Below are 16,303 nucleotides of genomic sequence, written 5' to 3'. Positions count from 1 at the left end.
AAGCCCTCGGGCCTGTGCTTACGTCAGCAGGCCGTCCAGCGCGTCGGACTCGAACTGCTTCCACAGCGCATCGCGCCGCTCCAGCGCCTCCTGCACCGCGCCGTGGCGCAGCTGCGCCACCGCCGACACCAGGGCATTGCACAGGAAGAAGGCCGCGGTGTAGGAGTCGAACGGCGACGCATTGGCCGTGCGCGCCACCAGCGTGTGGTGCGCATGCTGCACGACAGGTGCCACCGGGCTGTCCGTGAGCGCCACCACGGTGGCGCCCTGCGCGCGGAAATGCTGCGCCGCCAGCAGGCCGCCACGCGAATAGCGGCGGATGGTGAACACCAGCAGCACATCCTGCGGCTGCACCCACAGCATCCGGTCCACCGCGAACGGCGCCCCCGCGCCCAGGTCCTGCACGCCCGGGCGGCACATGTTCAGGTGCGTGGCCAGGTGGCTGGCGACGGGCGCGCTGTTCTTCTCGGCCAGCAGGTACACACGGCCCCGGGCCTGTGCCAGTTGCCTTACCACGGCGTCGAAGGCGGACATGTCCAGGCCCTGCCGCGTGGCGGCCAGGTTGTGCTGGTCGTGCAGCAGCGCATCGTCCACGCACTCGGCCAGGCTGCGCCCGGCGCCCAGGGTGGCGGGTGCGCGCTGCGCGGCGGTCTGCAGGCGCGAGGTGACCTCGGACCGCGCCTCGCGCCGCACCTCGGCCAGGCTGCCGTAGCCCAGCTTGGAAAACATCCGCACTACCGTGGAAGCGCTCGTGCCCGTGCGCGCCGCGATCGCACTGGCGGAATCCAGCAGCCCGTCAGGGTAGTGGCGCAGCAGGTCGTCGGCCAGCGCTCGCTCGCTGGCGGTCAGGGAGGCGGCCTGGGCGGCGAGCCGTTCGGTCAGGAGCATGGGTGGGAAGGAGATGCGGGCAGCGTGCCGGTTGGCGCCGATTGTGCACGGCGCGTCACGCAGGATGCACACCGCCATTGCAACACCCATTGCAAAACAATATGATTTATGAAATTTCCATTTCAATCATTCCCCGCTGCCGAAACGCTGCCCGACCATGATCGCCATCTCCTCCGCGCCTGCCGTCCCCGCCTCCGCCCAGCCCCTGCTCGACTGGCTCGCCTCGCAGGAGCAGGCCATGGCCGACCTGCTGGCGCAGGTCGTGAACATCGACAGCGGCAGCGGCCATGAAGAGGGCGTGCGCCGGGTCGCCGCGGTGTTGCGCGGCCGCCTGGAGGCCGCCGGCATCGCCGTGCAGACCCTGCCCGAGCCGGGCTGGGGAGAGTGCATCCTGGCCAGGGTGCCGGGCAGCAACGCCGCCGCCTCGGGCCACTACCAGCTCATGGGACACATGGACACGGTCTTCCCGCTCGGCACGGCCGCGCAGCGCCCCTGGCGGGTGGAAGGCGGCAAGGCCTTCGGCCCCGGCGTTGCCGACATGAAATCGGGCCTGGTGATGAACGTCTTCGTGGCCGAGGCCCTGGCACGCTTCGGCGGCAACGCCACCCCGGTGCACCTGCTGTTCACCGCCGACGAAGAGGTGGGCTCGCCCGCCTGCCGCACCGTCATCCGCGAGCACGTGCAGGGCGCCCGCGCCGTGCTCAACGCCGAACCCGGCCGCATCAGCGGCAACGTGGTCAACGAGCGCAAGGGCTCCTACCGCATCGATTTCGAGGTGCAGGGCGTCGCCGCGCACGCCGGCATCAACCCCGCACAGGGCGCGAGCGCCATCGACGCGCTGGCCCGCAAGATCCTGGCGCTGCATGCGCTGAACGGCTGCGAGCCCGGCATCACGGTGAACGTGGGCTTCATCCAGGGCGGCATGGCCTCCAACGTGGTGGCTCCGCTGGCCTCGGCACACGTGGACCTGCGCTACACCGCCGGCAACGACCTGGAAGGCGTGCTCGCGCGCATCCAGGCCGTCATCGAAGAAGAATCCCTGCCCCGCACCAGCGGCCGCATCGTCGCCAAGACCGGCACCCTGCCCATGGCCCGCACGCCCGACGCGCTGCTGCAGACCTACCAGCGCTGCGCGGAGCAGGTCGGCTTCACCGTCGAGGGCGAGGCCACCGGCGGCGCGGCCGACAGCGGCATCACGTCGAACATGGGCATCCCCTCCCTGTGCGCACTGGGCCCCGTGGGCGGCTACGCCCATAGCGAGCGCGAATTCTGCGACCTCACCACCTTCGTGCCCCGCGCCCAGGCGCTCGCGCTCACGCTGCTGGCGCTGGGCTGAGCCGGCGTCCACCTTTTTTGTTTTCCTGACCTTTCCGAGACCTATGTCCTTCGAACGCCCCCCTGCCACCCGCCGCCAGATCCTCGCCACCGGCCTGGGCCTCGCCAGCGCTGCCGCCCTGCCCGCCTTCGCGGCCGGTGACAAGTACCCCAGCCGCCCGATCACGCTGGTCGTGCCCTTCCCGCCCGGTGGCTCCGTCGACGTGATGGCGCGCCAGTACACCGAATCGCTGGGCCGGATCCTGGGCGTGCCGATCGTGGTGGACAACAAGCCCGGCGCGGGCGGCTCCATCGGCACGCAGCTGGTCGCCCGCGCTCCAGCCGACGGCTACACCCTGGTCGTCTCGTCGCAGAGCAGCCACCTGGCCAACCCGCTGGTGCAGCCCAAGCTGGGCTACGACCCGATCAAGGACTTCGAGAACATCGCCATCCTGGGCCGCCAGCCCAACGTGCTGGTGGTGCATCCCAGCGTGCCGGCCAAGACCTCCGCCGAGTTCGTGGCCTACCTCAAGGCCCATCCCGGCCAGGTCAACTTCGCCACGGCCGGCGCCGGCAGCATGGGCCAGATCAATGCAGAGGCCTTCCTTCTGGCCGTGGGCGCCAAGGGCGTCCACATCCCCTACCGCGGCGGCTCGCCCTACGTCACGGCCATCCTGGCAGGCGAGGTGCAGTTCGCACTCGACAACCTGGTGGTGTTCCTGCAGCACATCCAGGCCGGCAAGCTGCGTGCCCTGGCCGTGGCATCGGACACGCGCGTGGCCCAGTTGCCCGACGTACCGACCTTCAAGGAACTGGGCTTCCCCGGCCTCAACCAGCCCTCGTGGACCGGCATCGCCGCCCCGGCCGGCACGCCCGCCGCCGTCGTCGCCACGCTGCACAAGGCCATCCGCAAGGCGGCGACGGAGCCCGCCATGGTCGAGAACCTCAAGACCCGCGGCGTGATTCCGCCCGAAGAGATGTCGCCCGCCGCCTTCGAGAAGATGATGTCCGACCGCCTCGCCTCCTACGGCGAGGTGGTGCGCAAGGCCAACATCAAGCCGGAATAGGAGCGGCTGGCACGGCGCAGCGCAGCGAAGCGGTCCTGCGCCGCGGCGCGTCTTGTGGGAACATGCGCGGCACCCTACCGCACAGCCCCAGGACCCGCCGATGCGCACCACTCTCCCCGCCCTGCTCCTCTGCCTCGCCCCGGCCTGGATGGCCACGGCCCCCTCGTCCGCTGCGGCCCAGTGGACCGCGTGCAGCAGCGACGGCAAGGCCGCGCCACACGTGCTCTACGAGCGCTTCCTCAGCGCCGATTGCGCCGCCTGCTGGGCCGATGCGCCGGCCACGGCCCCCGGCAGCCGGGCCCTGGTACTGGACTGGATCGTGCCGGGCCGCCAGGGCGACGATGCTCCCCTGTCCGCCGCCGCCACGCGCGATGCGCTGGAGCGCCTGCAGGCGCTGCGCCGCGACCCGCCCGCGGCCACCGACACCGCCATCACCGACATCGCTCCCGCGGCCCCCTTGCCGGGTCGGCTGCGCGTGGCCCTGGGCCCGCCCGTCAACGGCTATGTCGGCGCCACCATCGCCCTGCCGCGGCCCGGGGGCAAGGCCCCTGCCCCGCATGTCCGCGCCGGCACCCGCTATGCCTTCACACTGCTGCTGGTCGAAACCGTGGCCGCCGGAGCGGAAGGCAATGCCGCCGAGCGCCACATCGTGCGCAACGCGCTGCAGGGCACCTGGGAGGCCGGCACGGCAGCGCCGCGCGCCGGATGGTCGGAGCTGCGGCCCATGCGCATCCCCGACGGTGCCGACCCGGACCGGCTCGGCGCCGTGGGCTGGCTGCAGGATGCAGGCGGCACCGTGGTCGCGGCGGCGCGGGCCCATTGCCCCGCCCGCGATGCCGGAAAACCGCAGTAACCCTGCGCCCCGTCCGCCAACCTGCCCGGTGCGCCCGGCCTGCGGGCGGCAGGGGTAGAATCAGTCACCGGGCCCAAGTTTCTTGACGTCCGGTTTTTTTGTGCCTGCGCACAGCAGGGTTCGGCAGAGGCCTTCACGGCCCGCCCGCACGACCGGCCTCCAAGCCAAGCGCCCCATCGCGGGGGAAAACGGTCCTCCGCGACCTTTCACAGGAGCTTGGAAATCTCATGGAAATCTTCGACTACGACAACGTCCTGCTGCTGCCGCGCAAATGCCGCGTGGAGAGCCGATCCGAGTGCGACGCCAGCGTCACCCTCGGGCAGCGCAGCTTCCGCCTTCCGGTGGTGCCGGCGAACATGAAGACGGTGGTGGACGAGAAGATCTGCCGCTGGCTCGCCAGCAACGGCTACTTCTACGTCATGCACCGCTTCGACCTCGACAACGTGCAGTTCGTGCGCGACATGCACGCGGCCGGCTGCTTCGCCTCCATCTCGCTGGGCGTGAAGCAGCCCGACTACGACACGGTGGACCGGCTCGTGGCGGAAGGCCTCTGCCCCGAATACATCACCATCGACATCGCCCACGGCCATGCCGACACGGTGAAGGCCATGATCGCCTACCTCAAGCAGCACCTGCCGCAGGCCTTCATCATCGCCGGCAACGTGGCCACGCCCGAGGCGATCATCGACCTGGAGAACTGGGGCGCGGACGCGACCAAGGTGGGCGTGGGCCCGGGCAAGGTGTGCATCACCAAGCTCAAGACCGGCTTCGGCACCGGCGGCTGGCAGCTCTCGGCGCTCAAGTGGTGCGCCCGCGTGGCCACCAAGCCGATCATCGCCGACGGCGGCATCCGCAGCCACGGCGACATCGCCAAGAGCATCCGCTTCGGCGCCACCATGGTCATGATCGGCTCGCTGTTCGCGGGCCACGAGGAATCCCCCGGCAAGACCGTGGAAGTGGATGGCGAGCAGTTCAAGGAATACTACGGCTCCGCCAGCGACTTCAACAAGGGCGAGTACAAGCACGTGGAAGGCAAGCGCATCCTCGAGCCCATCAAGGGCCGCCTCGCGGACACCCTGGTGGAGATGGAACAGGACGTGCAGAGCTCCATCAGCTACTCCGGCGGCCGCAAGCTCATGGACATCCGCAAGGTGAACTACGTGATCCTGGGCGGCGACAACGCGGGCGAACACCTGCTGATGTGAGGTGCCGAAAACTTTTTTGTGCGGCTTCTTGCAGGCCGCACAAAAAGTAGTGCATAATTCGAGGCTCTGCAGCGCAGCAGACACAGTTTCAAAGGTTACTGTGGGTTCTTAGCTCAGTTGGTAGAGCAGCGGACTCTTAATCCGTAGGTCGAGTGTTCGAGTCACTCAGGACCCACCACCACAAAGCCGCAAGGCTACTAAAGCCGGTGCTATCGAAAGGTAGCCCCGGCTTTTTTCATTCCCTGTTTCCTTTTTCGGTTCGCGAGCGCCCGGCAGCGCCGACAGGGGCCTCACCGGTTGCATGCGCACCAGGCTCGGCTGGCCTGCCACCTCCATCACAGGCCGCAGGCCAGCGCCCCGTTCACAGGCCAAGGTCCGACAGTCCGGGATGGTCATCGGGCCGGCGACCCAGCGGCCAGTGAAACTTGCGCTCCGACTCCTGGATCGGCATGTCGTTGATGCAGGCAAAACGCCGCTGCATGAGTCCGTCGGCAGCGAATTCCCAGTTTTCGTTGCCATAGGACCGGAACCAGTGGCCGGCGTCATCGTGCCACTCGTAGGCGTACCGGACTGCGATGCGAGTGTCTCCGTACAGCCAGAGCTCTTTGATCAGCCGGTAATCGAGCTCCTTCTTCCACTTTCTCTCGAGGAAGGCCTGGGCCTCCGCCCGGCCATTGGCGAACTCGGCCCGGTTGCGCCATTGCGTGTCCAGCGTGTATGCCAGTGCAACCTTGGCCGCGTCGCGCGTGTTCCAGCCATCTTCGGCCAGACGGACTTTCTGGACTGCGCTTGTCAGCGAGAAGGGAGGAAGGGGCGGGCGAGTTTCCATGATGAGACCTTTCAGATGATGTAGAACGACTTGTCTACATGGCCGATCGTAAAGCAGGTGGAACGATCTGTCTACAATGGAGGCATGACAACCCCTGAACGTGTTCCGGAATCGCTCCCTCCCCGCGAACGCATCCTGGTGGCGGCCCATGCGCTCTTCTACGGCGAAGGCATCCGAGCCACTGGAGTGGACAAAATCATCGAGCGGTCCTCGGTCAGCAAAGTGACTTTCTACCGGCAGTACGCGAGCAAGGACGATCTGGTCCGGGCGTACCTGGATTACCGCCATGCAAAATGGATGGCTTGGTTCAGAAACAGCTTGAAGGAGGCCACGGCTACCGGCTCGTCAGCATTGGATGCACTTGTCACGACCCTCGGAAACTGGTTCAGCCAGCCGGACTTCCGGGGTTGTGCATTCCTCAACGCAGCGGCCGAGTTGGGTTCGTCCGACCCGGAGATCCTGGCCACCGTTCGACGCCACAAGCAGGAGATGGCCTGCGTCCTGGAGAACCTGTTCATTGGCGACGCGGGACTTGCGGGAAGCGCGTTGTCCCTGGCTGTCGATGGCGCCATCGTCCATGCGCAGATGGGTCACGGCGTCGATGCCGTGATGGAAGACCTCAAGTCAGTGCTCCGTTCTCAGAAAGGGGTGATGCGGCAACACTGATTTCCGGCGATGCAGTGGCCCAGTGGCCCGAACGCTGCAGGAATGCATGAGCCGGCGCGAATTGAATCGCGCCTTTCCGCATGCCGGCACGGCGGGCACCCCCTCCCCCGCCCGCCCCCACGGCGGCGCGGGCCCCGGAAAGGCGTTTTTACTGCAAGAAATCCCCGGCGCCTGCGCCCGAAGAAATCCGCCCCCCCTGGCGAGGTACCGACGAAAAAAAAGCCCGCCAGGAGGCGGGCTTTCTTTCATTCCGTCGGCGAGTGTCGGTGCGGCAGGAAGCAACACCTGCCCCGCCGATCAGGACGAAGCGGCACCAGCGCTGGCGCCACCTGCGGCAGCCCCGTTGGCAGCCGCGGACTTGCGATGGCTCTTGCGGCCAGCCTCGCGGGCTTCTTCCGACGTGAACTGGTGGGCGTTGCCGCTGGCGTGGGCTGCGCGCCCCCCCAGGGACGCGATCTCGCGCTGGCGGGCCGGGTCCATGCCCGCGAACCCCCGCCGGGCCGGACCGGCACGGCGGGCTCCCTGCTTCAGCGCCTCTTCCGCCTGTGCTTGCTTGCCCGTATCGCGTTCGTTCGTTGGGTCATTGGCCATGTACCGCTCCTCTCAACAAAAATAGGAAATGGATGGAAATTGCAGTCCGGCGCCGCAGCGGCCGGGCCTACGCAATGACTCAGGGCAAACGGCGTGCCCGGCGGTACTGGCCATGCACCCCGCAAAAAAAGAGCCCGCCTTGGTCGGCGGGCTCAAGAGGGGCGCGCCTGGCGGGGCAGCCAGGCATGAATGGGCGGGCAAACGGCGTGCCTGAGGCCGACCGGCCTGCGCGCTCAGCGCGTGGAAGAGGAGTCCGCGGCCGTGCTCTCGTAAGCCTTGAGCTTGTTGTAGAGGGTCTTGAGGCTCACGCCGAGGGCCGCTGCGGCACGCTCCTTGTGGTTGTCGAAATGCCGCAGCGTGCGCAGGATGAGTTGCTGCTCCACGTCCGCGATCGAGGTGCCCACGTCCACGCGCAGCTGGCCCGCGGATTCGGCGCCGTCGTCCTCCACGGGCACGCGCGCCGCCCGGCCCCCGGAAACGGGCGCTGCATCGGCTTCGGCACCATTGGTCGGAAGCCATTGCGCGGTGATCGCATCGCCCTCCGCCATCACGTAGGCGCGCTGCATCACGTTGCGCAGCTCGCGCACGTTGCCGGGCCAGCGGTAGCGTTCCAGGCGCTCCAGGGCCTGGGGCTCCAGCCGCTTGGACCGGCCTTCCTTCTGCCCGATCGCCGCCAGGAAATGGCTGCTCAGCAGCCCGATGTCCTCGGCGCGCTCGCGCAGCGGCGGCAGCTCGATCGGGAATACGTTCAGCCGGTAGAACAGGTCCTCGCGCAGGGCCCCGCCCGCCACGGCGGACAGGGGATCGCGATTGGTCGCTGCCACGATGCGCACGTCGGTGGCGCGCTCCACGGTGGAGCCCACGCGCATGAAGGTGCCGGTTTCCAGCACCCGGAGCAGCTTGACCTGCAATTCCATGGGCATTTCGGTCACTTCATCCAGGAACAGCGTGCCGCCGTGCGCGCGCTCGAAAAAGCCCTGATGCTGGCGCTCCGCGCCCGTGAAGCTGCCCTTCTCGTGGCCGAATATCTCGCTTTCCATCAGCTGGGGCGAGATCGCTCCGCAGTTGATGGCCAGGAAGGGCTGCGAGCGCCGCCGGCTGAGGTCATGCACCGTGCGCGCCACGAGTTCCTTGCCGGTCCCGCTGTCGCCGGTCACGAACACCGTGACCGAAGTGCCGGCCACGCGCGCGATCTGCTCGTACACCCGCCGCATGCAGGCCGAGCGCCCCACCAGATGGCCGAACCGGCCGGTATCGTCCACCGTCTTGCGCCAGGATTCGATCTCCGCGGCGATCGCCGCAGGGGGCATCACGCGCGACAGCACCCCGCGCAGCTGCGGCAGGCTCACGGGCTTCACGAGGTAGTCGGCCGCGCCGAGGCGCAGCGCCTGGATCGACGTCTCCAGCGTCGCATGCCCCGTGACCAGCACCACCTGCGTGTTCGAGCGCAGCGATTGCTCGTTCATGAATGACAGCCCATTGCCGTCCGGCAGGTGCAGGTCGAGCAGCACCACGTCCGGCGGCTGCAGCACCATCTTCTTGCGCGCGGCCTCCAGCGTGTGCGCCGTGGCAGCGTGATAGCCCTCGGCGCTGCACAGCGCCGCCAGCATGTCCGCCGCATCGGCGTCATCGTCCACGATCAGAGCCAAACCCATGAGTCCTCCAGGATGCTTGCCGCGGTGCAGCCGTCCGCACACCGCGCCAATACAGATGCATGTGGACTCTGCACCCGTCAAGGCGTGCGGTCCATTGCGTTTTGTAATTGTTCCATCGTGATCGGTTTGATGAGGTACTCATCAAATCCAGCTTTCCGCGCCTTGGAAATGTCCTGCGCCTGGCCGTAGCCCGACACGGCCACCATCCGCCCGGCATACCCCGCCGCGCGTGCGCGCAGCGCGATCTCGTACCCGTCCACGCCCGGCAGCCCGATATCGACGATGGCCACGTCCGGCCGTTCGGCGATGATCAGGACCAGCCCGTCGAGCCCGTCCTCGGCCGCATGCACCGTGTGCCCCCTGCCGCGCAGGTAGGCGCTCACGGAGCGCAGCATGTCCGCATTGTCCTCCACCAGAACGATGCGCCGCGAAGGACCGTGCGGGCGCGCCGCCATGGCATCCGCGGGCGCGGCGGCGCTGGCAGGCGCCACCCGTGGCCAGCGCACCGTGAACACCGTCCCGTCCTCCGAGGTGGCGACGTCGATCACGCCGCCGTGCTGCTCCACCAGGTGCTGCACCAGCGTCAGGCCCACGCCCAGGCCGCCGTCCTGCCGGTCCAGCATACGCTCTCCCTGGCGGAACAGGTCGAAGATGTGCGGCAGCAGTTCCTCGTCGATGCCGTCGCCCCCGTCCGCCACGCGCAGCACGGCCTCGTCCTCCGAGCACGACACGCTCACATCGATGCCGCGGCCCTCGGGCGTGTACTTGATGGCGTTCTGCAGCAGGTTCACGATCACCTGCTCGATGCGCGTGGCATCGCCGTTGATCCAGGCCGGCTGCAGGTCGAACGTCCAGGTGTGGCGTCGCATCGTGCCACCGACGGACAGCGACTCGCGCACGCTCCGCACCCGCTCGGCCAGGTCGGTGGGCCGGCGCGCGAGCACGGCGCTGCCGCGCAGCACGCGGCTGACATCCAGCAGGTCGCGCATCATGCTCGCCAGGTGCTGGGTCTGGCGCTGGATGATGCCCAGGGCCTGGCTCGTCGTCTCCGGCCCGCCCGCACCGGTGGAGAGCACGTCGGATGCGGCCGCGATGGCCGCCAGCGGATTGCGCAACTCATGGCTCAGCATGGTCAGGAACTCGTCCTTGGCCCGGCTGGCGGCCTCGGCCTGCCGCCGCGCCGCCTGCTCCTGCTCGGACTGCAGCGCGCGCCGCCGCTCCGCGTTCTTCTGCTCGGTGACATCCACCGTGATGCCCACGACCTGCTCGGGGCGGCCGTGGACGCCGTAGCGCAGCAGCAGCCGGCTGGACAGCCAGCGGGGCGCGTCGTCGGGGGCGGCGGCGATGCGGTATTCCAGCTGGGCCCGGGCGCTTCGCGTGCGCAGCGACCGCGCCAGCGAACGGCGCAGCCGGGCACAGTCGTCCGCATGCACGAGCGCGCTCCAGGCCCTCAGCCCGGGCGGCCCCCCGCCTTCCGCCGCCAAAGCCGCCGGGTCGCGCCCGAACAGCCCCTCCTGGCCCGCCGTCCACACCAGTTCCGATGGCCGGAAGCGGTATTCGAAAAAACCCACGTAGCCCGCTTCGCAGGCCAGGTCGATCAGGCTCTGCTTTTCCTGCCGCTTGCGGTCCGCGGCCAGCCAGAGGGCCATCACCTGCAGCAGTTCGGTGATGTCCGTCACCGCGCTGAGGGCACCCCGCGGCCTTCCCTGCTCGTCGAGCAGCGGCACGGCGCTGGCCACGACCGACATGGGCGCCCGCCCCGGCACGCGGATCTCCAGCTCCATGGGGCCGACGGGTTGCGCCAGGCGGCATGCCAGCATCAGGGGCTGCTCCTCAGGCGCGAGTTCCTTTCCGCCGCGGAAGATCCGGGCCGGCGTCTCCCGGCCGTCCTCTTCGTCCGCCACGCCCAGCAGGCCCCGCATCACGGGATTGAGCACCACATGGCCGCAATGCGCCCCATCGGCGAATGCCAGCCCGATGGGTGTGTTCTCGAACAGGGCCTCGAATTCCGCGGCCTTGGCCTGCAGCCGCTGCCGCGTGGTGGCATCGCGCCGCTGCGCCGTCCAGAGCGCGTCGCGCAGCAGTGCGATCTCCCGCACGGGGATGCGCAGCGAAGGCGGCAGGCGCTGCGCCCGCGCCAGCATCTGCAGCGGCTGGGCGATGCGCCACGCCAGCAGGAAGGCCAGTGCCACGCCCAGCACCAGGCAGGCCCCCATGGTGGCGATCGCGGACAGCACGGTGCGGCGCTCGGCCGCCTCGATGGGTGCCGCCGGCACGCCCACGCTCACCTGCCAGCCGTAATGCGCCACCGGCCGCCAGGTCGCCACCGCGGGCTCGGCGATGCCGTGCTCGCCCATGCGGGCCTGCACACGCTCCACCCCCGTCGGCAGGAGCTGCCGGCCGCGCGCCAGATGGCCTGCAGCGGCGACCACGTTCTGGCGGGAGTCCACCAGCGCGATGAAGCCCCCTTCCGGCGGCGTGGCCGTGGACAGCAGCCTCTGCCAGGCCTGCGCGTCCATGCGGGCGCCGAGCACATAGCCATCCACGCCCGCAAGGCGCACCGGCACGGCCAGCGCCACTTCGGCCCCGGCGGAGCCCATGTCCACGGCCTCCGACAGCGCCGCGCGGCGTTCCGACGACGCCCTGCGCGCCAGCGCTTCGATGGTCGCGTCCTGCGCACGATCGCCCTCAGGCCGGGCGGTGTCGAACACGAGGCGCCCGTCCGCACCCGCGAGGAACACGCTGTGCCACTGGGGCTTGATCGGCGGCCGCTGGCGCAGCCAGCGCTCGAGCGCAGAGGCCTGGCCGGACTGCAGCGCATCCGTGCGCCCCAGCGCCAGCAGCGCATCGACGGTGGCCGCGGTGTCCAGCGCCACGGTCTGTGCCAGCCCGGCAGCGCTGTGGCCCAGCACGGACTGCAGGCGGCTGCGGGCCTGCACGAGCTCCGCAGCGACCTTGTACGTCAGCAGCAGGGCAATGGGAAGCGTCGCGGCCAGGATCATGGCCACCAGGTAGGTTCGCAGCGACGCCGAAGGCCAGGCACGCTCGGACCATCCGGGCAGCACCTGTGTTCGTCCGGAGTCCCCCCGTGCCTCCCGGACGTCCTTGTCTTCGTCGGGGCCGGATGGCGGGAGCGATGATTCGGTGTGTTGGGCCATGCAATAGTTTCCGCAATTAATACCGTCCGGCAGCAGCATCCCGGGCCCGGACGGCCCATTCGCCGCGCCTGCGGATCCGCATGGCAATCCGCACTCCCCGTTCACTGCGCTCTGTTACAGAGCTTCTCCTGGCGGGCAGTCGGATTGTTGCAAAGGTATCCATACGTACACTGTCGGACAAGGGCGGCATGGTGTTTGCACGAAGTGTTCGAAGGCCACGTTTGGCTGGCCTGCCCGAGGAACCCTTCGTCCGATGCCGACACTCGCTCTTGGAGCCCGACAGACCCAGTCCCCGCACCTTTCGCCCCGCCTGCAGAAGGCCGTGCAACTGCTGCAGATGCCGACTGCGGAGTTCATCCAGAGCGTGATGGCCGCCGTGGACGAGAACCCGTTCCTGGAGGAAGACGAGTCGGCCGTGCCTGCTGCCCCGGGCCCCGAAGACGGACCTGCCTGGACAGCCGCCCCGAGCTCCCGGTCGCCCCAGGCCGGCAACGGCGACGGCCTGTCCATGCTGGACCGGGAACCGGCGACCACCACGCTGCAGGAGCACCTGCACGCGCAGTTGCGCCTGCTGCGCCTGCCCGACCGTGCCTTCCTCCTGGCCAGCCTGGTGGTCGAAGAGCTGTCCGAAGACGGCTACCTCCTGGCGCCCCTCGATTCCCTCTGCAGGGATTACGGCGTGGAGCCCGAGGCCACGGCCGGGGAACTGGACGCCGCGCTGCGCACCGTGCAGGCCCTGGAGCCCGCGGGCGTGGGCGCGCGCGATCTGCAGGAGTGCCTGCGCCTGCAGCTGCCTGCGATCGCATGCCCCCTGCAACGTGCGCTGTGCGATGCGGTCCTGGCCAGGGCGGCGGAAGGGTCCGGGCCGCAGGCCATGCGGCAACTCGCGGCGCGGCTGGACGTGCCTGCGCATGCCGTGCGGGAGGCACTCGAGCGGTTGCGGCACCTGGACCCCCACCCGGGATGGCGCCATGGGCACCAGCCCGTGCAGTACATCGTGCCCGACGTCATCGCGCACAAGGCCCGTGGCCAGTGGACCGTGTCGCTGAACGATGCCGTCATGCCGCGCGTGCGCGTCCACCGCCAGTACCAGCAACTGCTGCAGTCGCCGGCCGATGCGCCCGACGGCCCCACACCCGCCACGGAAGACACCGGAGCGCGCAACGCGCACCGCGATCTGGCCGCGCAGCTGGCCGAGGCGCGCTGGACCGTTCGCCATGTGCAGCAGCGCTTTTCCACCGTGCTGGACGTTGCCCGGGCGATCCTGCGCCGGCAGCCCCACTTCCTGGAATACGGCCCCATCGGCATGCGCCCGCTGGCGCTCAAGGACATCGCGCAAGACGTGGGCGTGCATGTCTCCACCGTATCGCGGGTGACGAACAACAAGTACCTGCAGACGCCGTTCGGCCTGTTCGAGCTGAAGTACTTCTTCTCCCGCGCCATGACCACGCCCGCCGGGCGCGACAGCTCGCCCACCGCCATCCGCGGGCTCGTGCAGGAGATCCTGGCGGCCGACGACGGCCAGCGGCCGCTTTCCGACGTGGACATCGCACGGCAGCTCGAGCGCCAGGGCATCCGCATCGCGCGCCGCACCGTGACCAAGTACCGGCAGCAACTGCGCATTCCGCCCGCCGAGCAGCGTGCTGCCGCACGCCCCTGAAATGGCAGGCGCCCCGGCGGCCGCAAGGGGCCCGCGGCAGCGGGGACGGCCCATAATCACCGGCGCACCATGCCGTTCTTCCGCAGCGCCCTCGCCGTCCGCCGATTCGTGCTCGCCTGCTTCCTGTGGGCGATCGCAGCGTCGGGCGCGTCCCCGCTGGTGCTATCCGCCGCTCCCCTGGACCGCATCTGCTCGGCGGAAGGCACCGCGCGGTGGACCACGGTGCCCCCGGCGGACCAAAGCGAACCGGCACCGCAACCGCATGCCCATGCGCTGGACTGCCCTGCATGCCTGCCCACGGGACTGGCCCCGCCCACGGTGGTGGCCGGTGCGTTCGCGCACGCTCCGCTGCCCGCGGCACGCCCCTGCGGCCGGCAGAACCCGCATCCTGCATGCCCTGCCGCCGGACATCTGCCGGCCAGGGGGCCGCCCGGCTGCCTGCGCTCCGGAGCCTGACGCGCTCCAGCCCCCTGCCCTGCAGGGCTTCCCCATCCGGGCGCAGCACCGCGCCCCCCAACGGACATCAACCCATGAAACGCATCCTCTCCTCTTCCCTGGTCGCCATCGCCGCCCTGGCCAGCCTGGCAGCGCACGGCCAGACCGCCACCGTCCAGGACGCCTGGGTCCGGGCCACCGTGCCCCAGCAAAAAGCCACTGGCGCCTTCATGAAGATCACCGCGGCCAAGCCGATGAAGCTCGTCGGCGTGAAATCCCCCGCAGCCCCCGTGGCGGAAATCCACGAAATGCAGCTGCAGGACAACGTCATGAAAATGCGGGCCGTGGAGAAGCTTGACCTTCCCGCAGGCCAGGCCGTGGAGCTCAAGCCCGGCGGCTACCACGTCATGCTCATGGACCTGGCCAGGCCGGTGAAGGCGGGCGATACCGTGCCGCTGCAGCTCGTGCTGGAAGGCGCGGACGGCCAGCGCCAGACGGTGGACGTGCAGGCATCCGTGCGCGCCCTGGGCACGACCGGGGCCAACGCCCCGGCGCAGGACGCCCCTGCCCATGCGGGCCACGGCGCGCACCAGCACTGACGCCCGGGAGACGCAGGCCGGCCCCCCGGCCTGCAGCCTCGCCCCGATAATGAAAATCGCCTGCCCGCCGGTGCCCGCGCCGCGCGGGCCGGGTCCTTCCTGCCCCAGCCCCGCCCTGCTTCCGCCATGAATCCAGACGCCCACCATCTCTGGCGCGCCCCGCGCTGGACCCTCGCCGTCCTGCTGGCCGTGCTGGGCATGCTGGGGCCGTTCTCGATCGATACCTACATACCGGCGTTCTCGGGCATCGCGGCAGCGCTGGGCGCCACGCCGGTGGAAATGCAGCAGACGCTGTCGGCCTACCTGTTCGGCTTCGCGTTCATGACGCTGTTCCACGGTGCCCTGTCCGACAGTTTCGGGCGCAGGCCGGTGGTCCTCTGGGGCATCGCCGTGTTCACGCTGGCGTCCGCAGGCTGCGCCCTGTCGCAAAGCATCGGCCAGTTGGTGCTGTTCCGCGCAATGCAGGGCCTGTCGGCCGGCGCAGGCATCGTGGTGTCGCGGGCGGTGATCCGGGACATGTTCCCGCCCGCCCAGGCCCAGCAGGTGATGAGCCAGGTCACCATCTATTTCGGCGTGGCGCCGGCCATCGCGCCCATCGTGGGCGGCTGGCTGTTCGTCCATGCGGGCTGGCACAGCGTGTTCTGGTTCCTCACCGGCGTGGGGCTGCTGCTCTGGGTCGCCAACTACCGCCTGCTGCCCGAGACGCTGCATGCGGACCACCGCCAGCCCTTCAACGCCCGCCACCTGCTCCAGGGGTACTGGCAGCTGGGCTCCAGCCCGCGATTCCTGCTGCTGGCACTCGCCAGCGGCGTGCCGTTCAACGGCATGTTCCTCTATGTGCTCGCGGCCCCCGCCTTCCTCGGCGAACACCTGCACCTGTCGCCCACGCACTTCTTCTGGTTCTTCATACTGACCATCTCGGGCATCATGGGCGGCGCCTGGCTCAGCGGCCGCCTGGCCGGCCGCATCGCGCCCAAGCGCCAGATACGGCACGGCTTCCTCATCATGTTCGTCATGTCCCTGCTGAACCTGGCGGCCAACGCGCTGTTCACGGCGCACGTCTCGTGGGCGCTGTTCCCCATCGCGGTCTTCGCGTTCGGGTGGGCGCTGATGGTGCCCGTCGTCACCCTGCTCGTGCTGGATTTGTACCCCGAGCGCCGCGGCATGGCCTCGTCGCTGCAGGCCTTCGTCGGCTCCACCGCCAACGGCCTGGTGGCGGGCGTGGTGGCCCCGCTGGTGATGCACTCCACCCTGCTGCTGGCCTGCGCATCGCTGGGGATGATGTGCGTGGGCCTGGTGGCCTGGGTCTATCTGCACCACCGCTGGCCGGACATCGGCCGCGTGGCCACCGCCGCCTGAAGCCAGGCGCGGCCCGCCGCCCCG

General features: G+C 69.5%; 14 protein-coding genes and 1 tRNA gene. 10 read left to right on the top strand and 5 right to left on the bottom strand.

The features are described from left to right. Nucleotides 1-18 precede the first annotated feature (18 nt). Nucleotides 19-888 (bottom strand): MurR/RpiR family transcriptional regulator, encoded by an 870-nt coding sequence (locus tag T336_RS0122965; RefSeq protein ID WP_026434270.1) that lies wholly within the window; start codon nt 886-888, stop codon nt 19-21. 157 nt (nt 889-1,045) lie between these two features. Here T336_RS0122965 and T336_RS0122960 point away from each other — a divergent pair, with 157 nt between their 5' ends. The 5 genes from T336_RS0122960 (at nt 1,046) to T336_RS0122940 (ending at nt 5,505) form a co-directional block, all read left to right on the top strand. Next, entirely contained in the window at nt 1,046-2,224 is a 1,179-nt protein-coding gene (locus tag T336_RS0122960; RefSeq protein ID WP_035227103.1) for a M20 family metallopeptidase, read from the top strand. A gap of 43 nt (nt 2,225-2,267) precedes the next feature. After that, nucleotides 2,268-3,269 (top strand): tripartite tricarboxylate transporter substrate binding protein BugE, encoded by a 1,002-nt coding sequence (locus T336_RS0122955; protein WP_026434268.1) that lies wholly within the window; start codon nt 2,268-2,270, stop codon nt 3,267-3,269. A 100-nt stretch (nt 3,270-3,369) separates the two neighbouring features. Next, nucleotides 3,370-4,122, top strand: coding sequence for a hypothetical protein (locus tag T336_RS0122950; protein WP_026434267.1), 753 nt, complete (start codon nt 3,370-3,372; stop codon nt 4,120-4,122). A gap of 227 nt (nt 4,123-4,349) precedes the next feature. Next, nucleotides 4,350-5,327 carry a GMP reductase gene (locus T336_RS0122945; RefSeq protein ID WP_019701414.1) on the top strand — a complete coding sequence of 326 codons (978 nt, stop codon included), beginning with the start codon at nt 4,350-4,352 and terminating at the stop codon, nt 5,325-5,327. Between the two features lie 102 nt (nt 5,328-5,429). Then, nucleotides 5,430-5,505: transfer RNA gene (locus T336_RS0122940), tRNA-Lys, on the top strand. A 183-nt stretch (nt 5,506-5,688) separates the two neighbouring features. Here the strand turns inward: T336_RS0122940 and T336_RS0122935 are convergent. Continuing rightward, nucleotides 5,689-6,156: a nuclear transport factor 2 family protein gene (locus T336_RS0122935; protein ID WP_026434266.1), complete on the bottom strand. Its 468-nt coding sequence runs from the start codon at nt 6,154-6,156 to the stop codon at nt 5,689-5,691. An 84-nt stretch (nt 6,157-6,240) separates the two neighbouring features. Here T336_RS0122935 and T336_RS0122930 point away from each other — a divergent pair, with 84 nt between their 5' ends. Next, nucleotides 6,241-6,822 (top strand): TetR/AcrR family transcriptional regulator, encoded by a 582-nt coding sequence (locus tag T336_RS0122930; protein WP_026434265.1) that lies wholly within the window; start codon nt 6,241-6,243, stop codon nt 6,820-6,822. Between the two features lie 297 nt (nt 6,823-7,119). On the opposite strand, the gene T336_RS0122925 is transcribed toward T336_RS0122930, so the two are convergent. From T336_RS0122925 to T336_RS0122915, 3 genes are all read right to left on the bottom strand, one after another. Then, nucleotides 7,120-7,413: a KGG domain-containing protein gene (locus T336_RS0122925; protein ID WP_026434264.1), complete on the bottom strand. Its 294-nt coding sequence runs from the start codon at nt 7,411-7,413 to the stop codon at nt 7,120-7,122. 233 nt (nt 7,414-7,646) lie between these two features. Beyond that, nucleotides 7,647-9,068: a sigma-54-dependent transcriptional regulator gene (locus T336_RS0122920; RefSeq protein WP_026434263.1), complete on the bottom strand. Its 1,422-nt coding sequence runs from the start codon at nt 9,066-9,068 to the stop codon at nt 7,647-7,649. 77 nt (nt 9,069-9,145) lie between these two features. Then, on the bottom strand, nt 9,146-12,226 hold the full coding sequence (locus T336_RS0122915) for an ATP-binding protein (protein WP_051647419.1): 3,081 nt from the start codon (nt 12,224-12,226) through the stop codon (nt 9,146-9,148). A 253-nt stretch (nt 12,227-12,479) separates the two neighbouring features. Here T336_RS0122915 and rpoN point away from each other — a divergent pair, with 253 nt between their 5' ends. From rpoN to T336_RS0122895, 4 genes are all read left to right on the top strand, one after another. Beyond that, nucleotides 12,480-13,886, top strand: coding sequence for an RNA polymerase factor sigma-54 (rpoN, locus tag T336_RS0122910; protein ID WP_026434261.1), 1,407 nt, complete (start codon nt 12,480-12,482; stop codon nt 13,884-13,886). A gap of 69 nt (nt 13,887-13,955) precedes the next feature. Next, a complete protein-coding gene (locus tag T336_RS0122905) occupies nt 13,956-14,342 on the top strand; it encodes a hypothetical protein (RefSeq protein ID WP_026434260.1) in 387 nt (128 codons plus the stop codon). Between the two features lie 74 nt (nt 14,343-14,416). Further along, complete coding sequence (locus T336_RS0122900) at nt 14,417-14,920, top strand: copper chaperone PCu(A)C (protein ID WP_026434259.1); 504 nt, start codon at nt 14,417-14,419, stop codon at nt 14,918-14,920. A gap of 126 nt (nt 14,921-15,046) precedes the next feature. Further along, the gene (locus T336_RS0122895) at nt 15,047-16,279 is read left to right on the top strand and encodes a multidrug effflux MFS transporter (protein ID WP_026434258.1); all 1,233 of its coding nucleotides are present in this window, start codon (nt 15,047-15,049) and stop codon (nt 16,277-16,279) included. The last annotated feature ends 24 nt before the right edge of the window (nt 16,280-16,303 follow it).

It is taken from the genome of Paracidovorax oryzae ATCC 19882, assembly GCF_000687165.1.
GTDB lineage: Bacteria > Pseudomonadota > Gammaproteobacteria > Burkholderiales > Burkholderiaceae_C > Paracidovorax > Paracidovorax oryzae.
The sequence above is the reverse complement of the archived record's forward strand: the minus strand, read 5'-3'. Positions and strand labels throughout refer to the sequence as shown.

Coding starts and splice junctions, on each gene's coding strand:
- T336_RS0122895 (WP_026434258.1), top strand. CDS start 15,047: ATGAATCCAGACGCCCACCATCTCTGGCGCGCCCCGCGCTGGACCCTC.
- T336_RS0122930 (WP_026434265.1), top strand. CDS start 6,241: ATGACAACCCCTGAACGTGTTCCGGAATCGCTCCCTCCCCGCGAACGC.
- rpoN (WP_026434261.1), top strand. CDS start 12,480: ATGCCGACACTCGCTCTTGGAGCCCGACAGACCCAGTCCCCGCACCTT.
- T336_RS0122945 (WP_019701414.1), top strand. CDS start 4,350: ATGGAAATCTTCGACTACGACAACGTCCTGCTGCTGCCGCGCAAATGC.
- T336_RS0122950 (WP_026434267.1), top strand. CDS start 3,370: ATGCGCACCACTCTCCCCGCCCTGCTCCTCTGCCTCGCCCCGGCCTGG.
- T336_RS0122920 (WP_026434263.1), bottom strand. CDS start 9,068: ATGGGTTTGGCTCTGATCGTGGACGATGACGCCGATGCGGCGGACATG.
- T336_RS0122915 (WP_051647419.1), bottom strand. CDS start 12,226: ATGGCCCAACACACCGAATCATCGCTCCCGCCATCCGGCCCCGACGAA.
- T336_RS0122925 (WP_026434264.1), bottom strand. CDS start 7,413: ATGGCCAATGACCCAACGAACGAACGCGATACGGGCAAGCAAGCACAG.
- T336_RS0122900 (WP_026434259.1), top strand. CDS start 14,417: ATGAAACGCATCCTCTCCTCTTCCCTGGTCGCCATCGCCGCCCTGGCC.
- T336_RS0122960 (WP_035227103.1), top strand. CDS start 1,046: ATGATCGCCATCTCCTCCGCGCCTGCCGTCCCCGCCTCCGCCCAGCCC.
- T336_RS0122905 (WP_026434260.1), top strand. CDS start 13,956: ATGCCGTTCTTCCGCAGCGCCCTCGCCGTCCGCCGATTCGTGCTCGCC.
- T336_RS0122955 (WP_026434268.1), top strand. CDS start 2,268: ATGTCCTTCGAACGCCCCCCTGCCACCCGCCGCCAGATCCTCGCCACC.
- T336_RS0122965 (WP_026434270.1), bottom strand. CDS start 888: ATGCTCCTGACCGAACGGCTCGCCGCCCAGGCCGCCTCCCTGACCGCC.
- T336_RS0122935 (WP_026434266.1), bottom strand. CDS start 6,156: ATGGAAACTCGCCCGCCCCTTCCTCCCTTCTCGCTGACAAGCGCAGTC.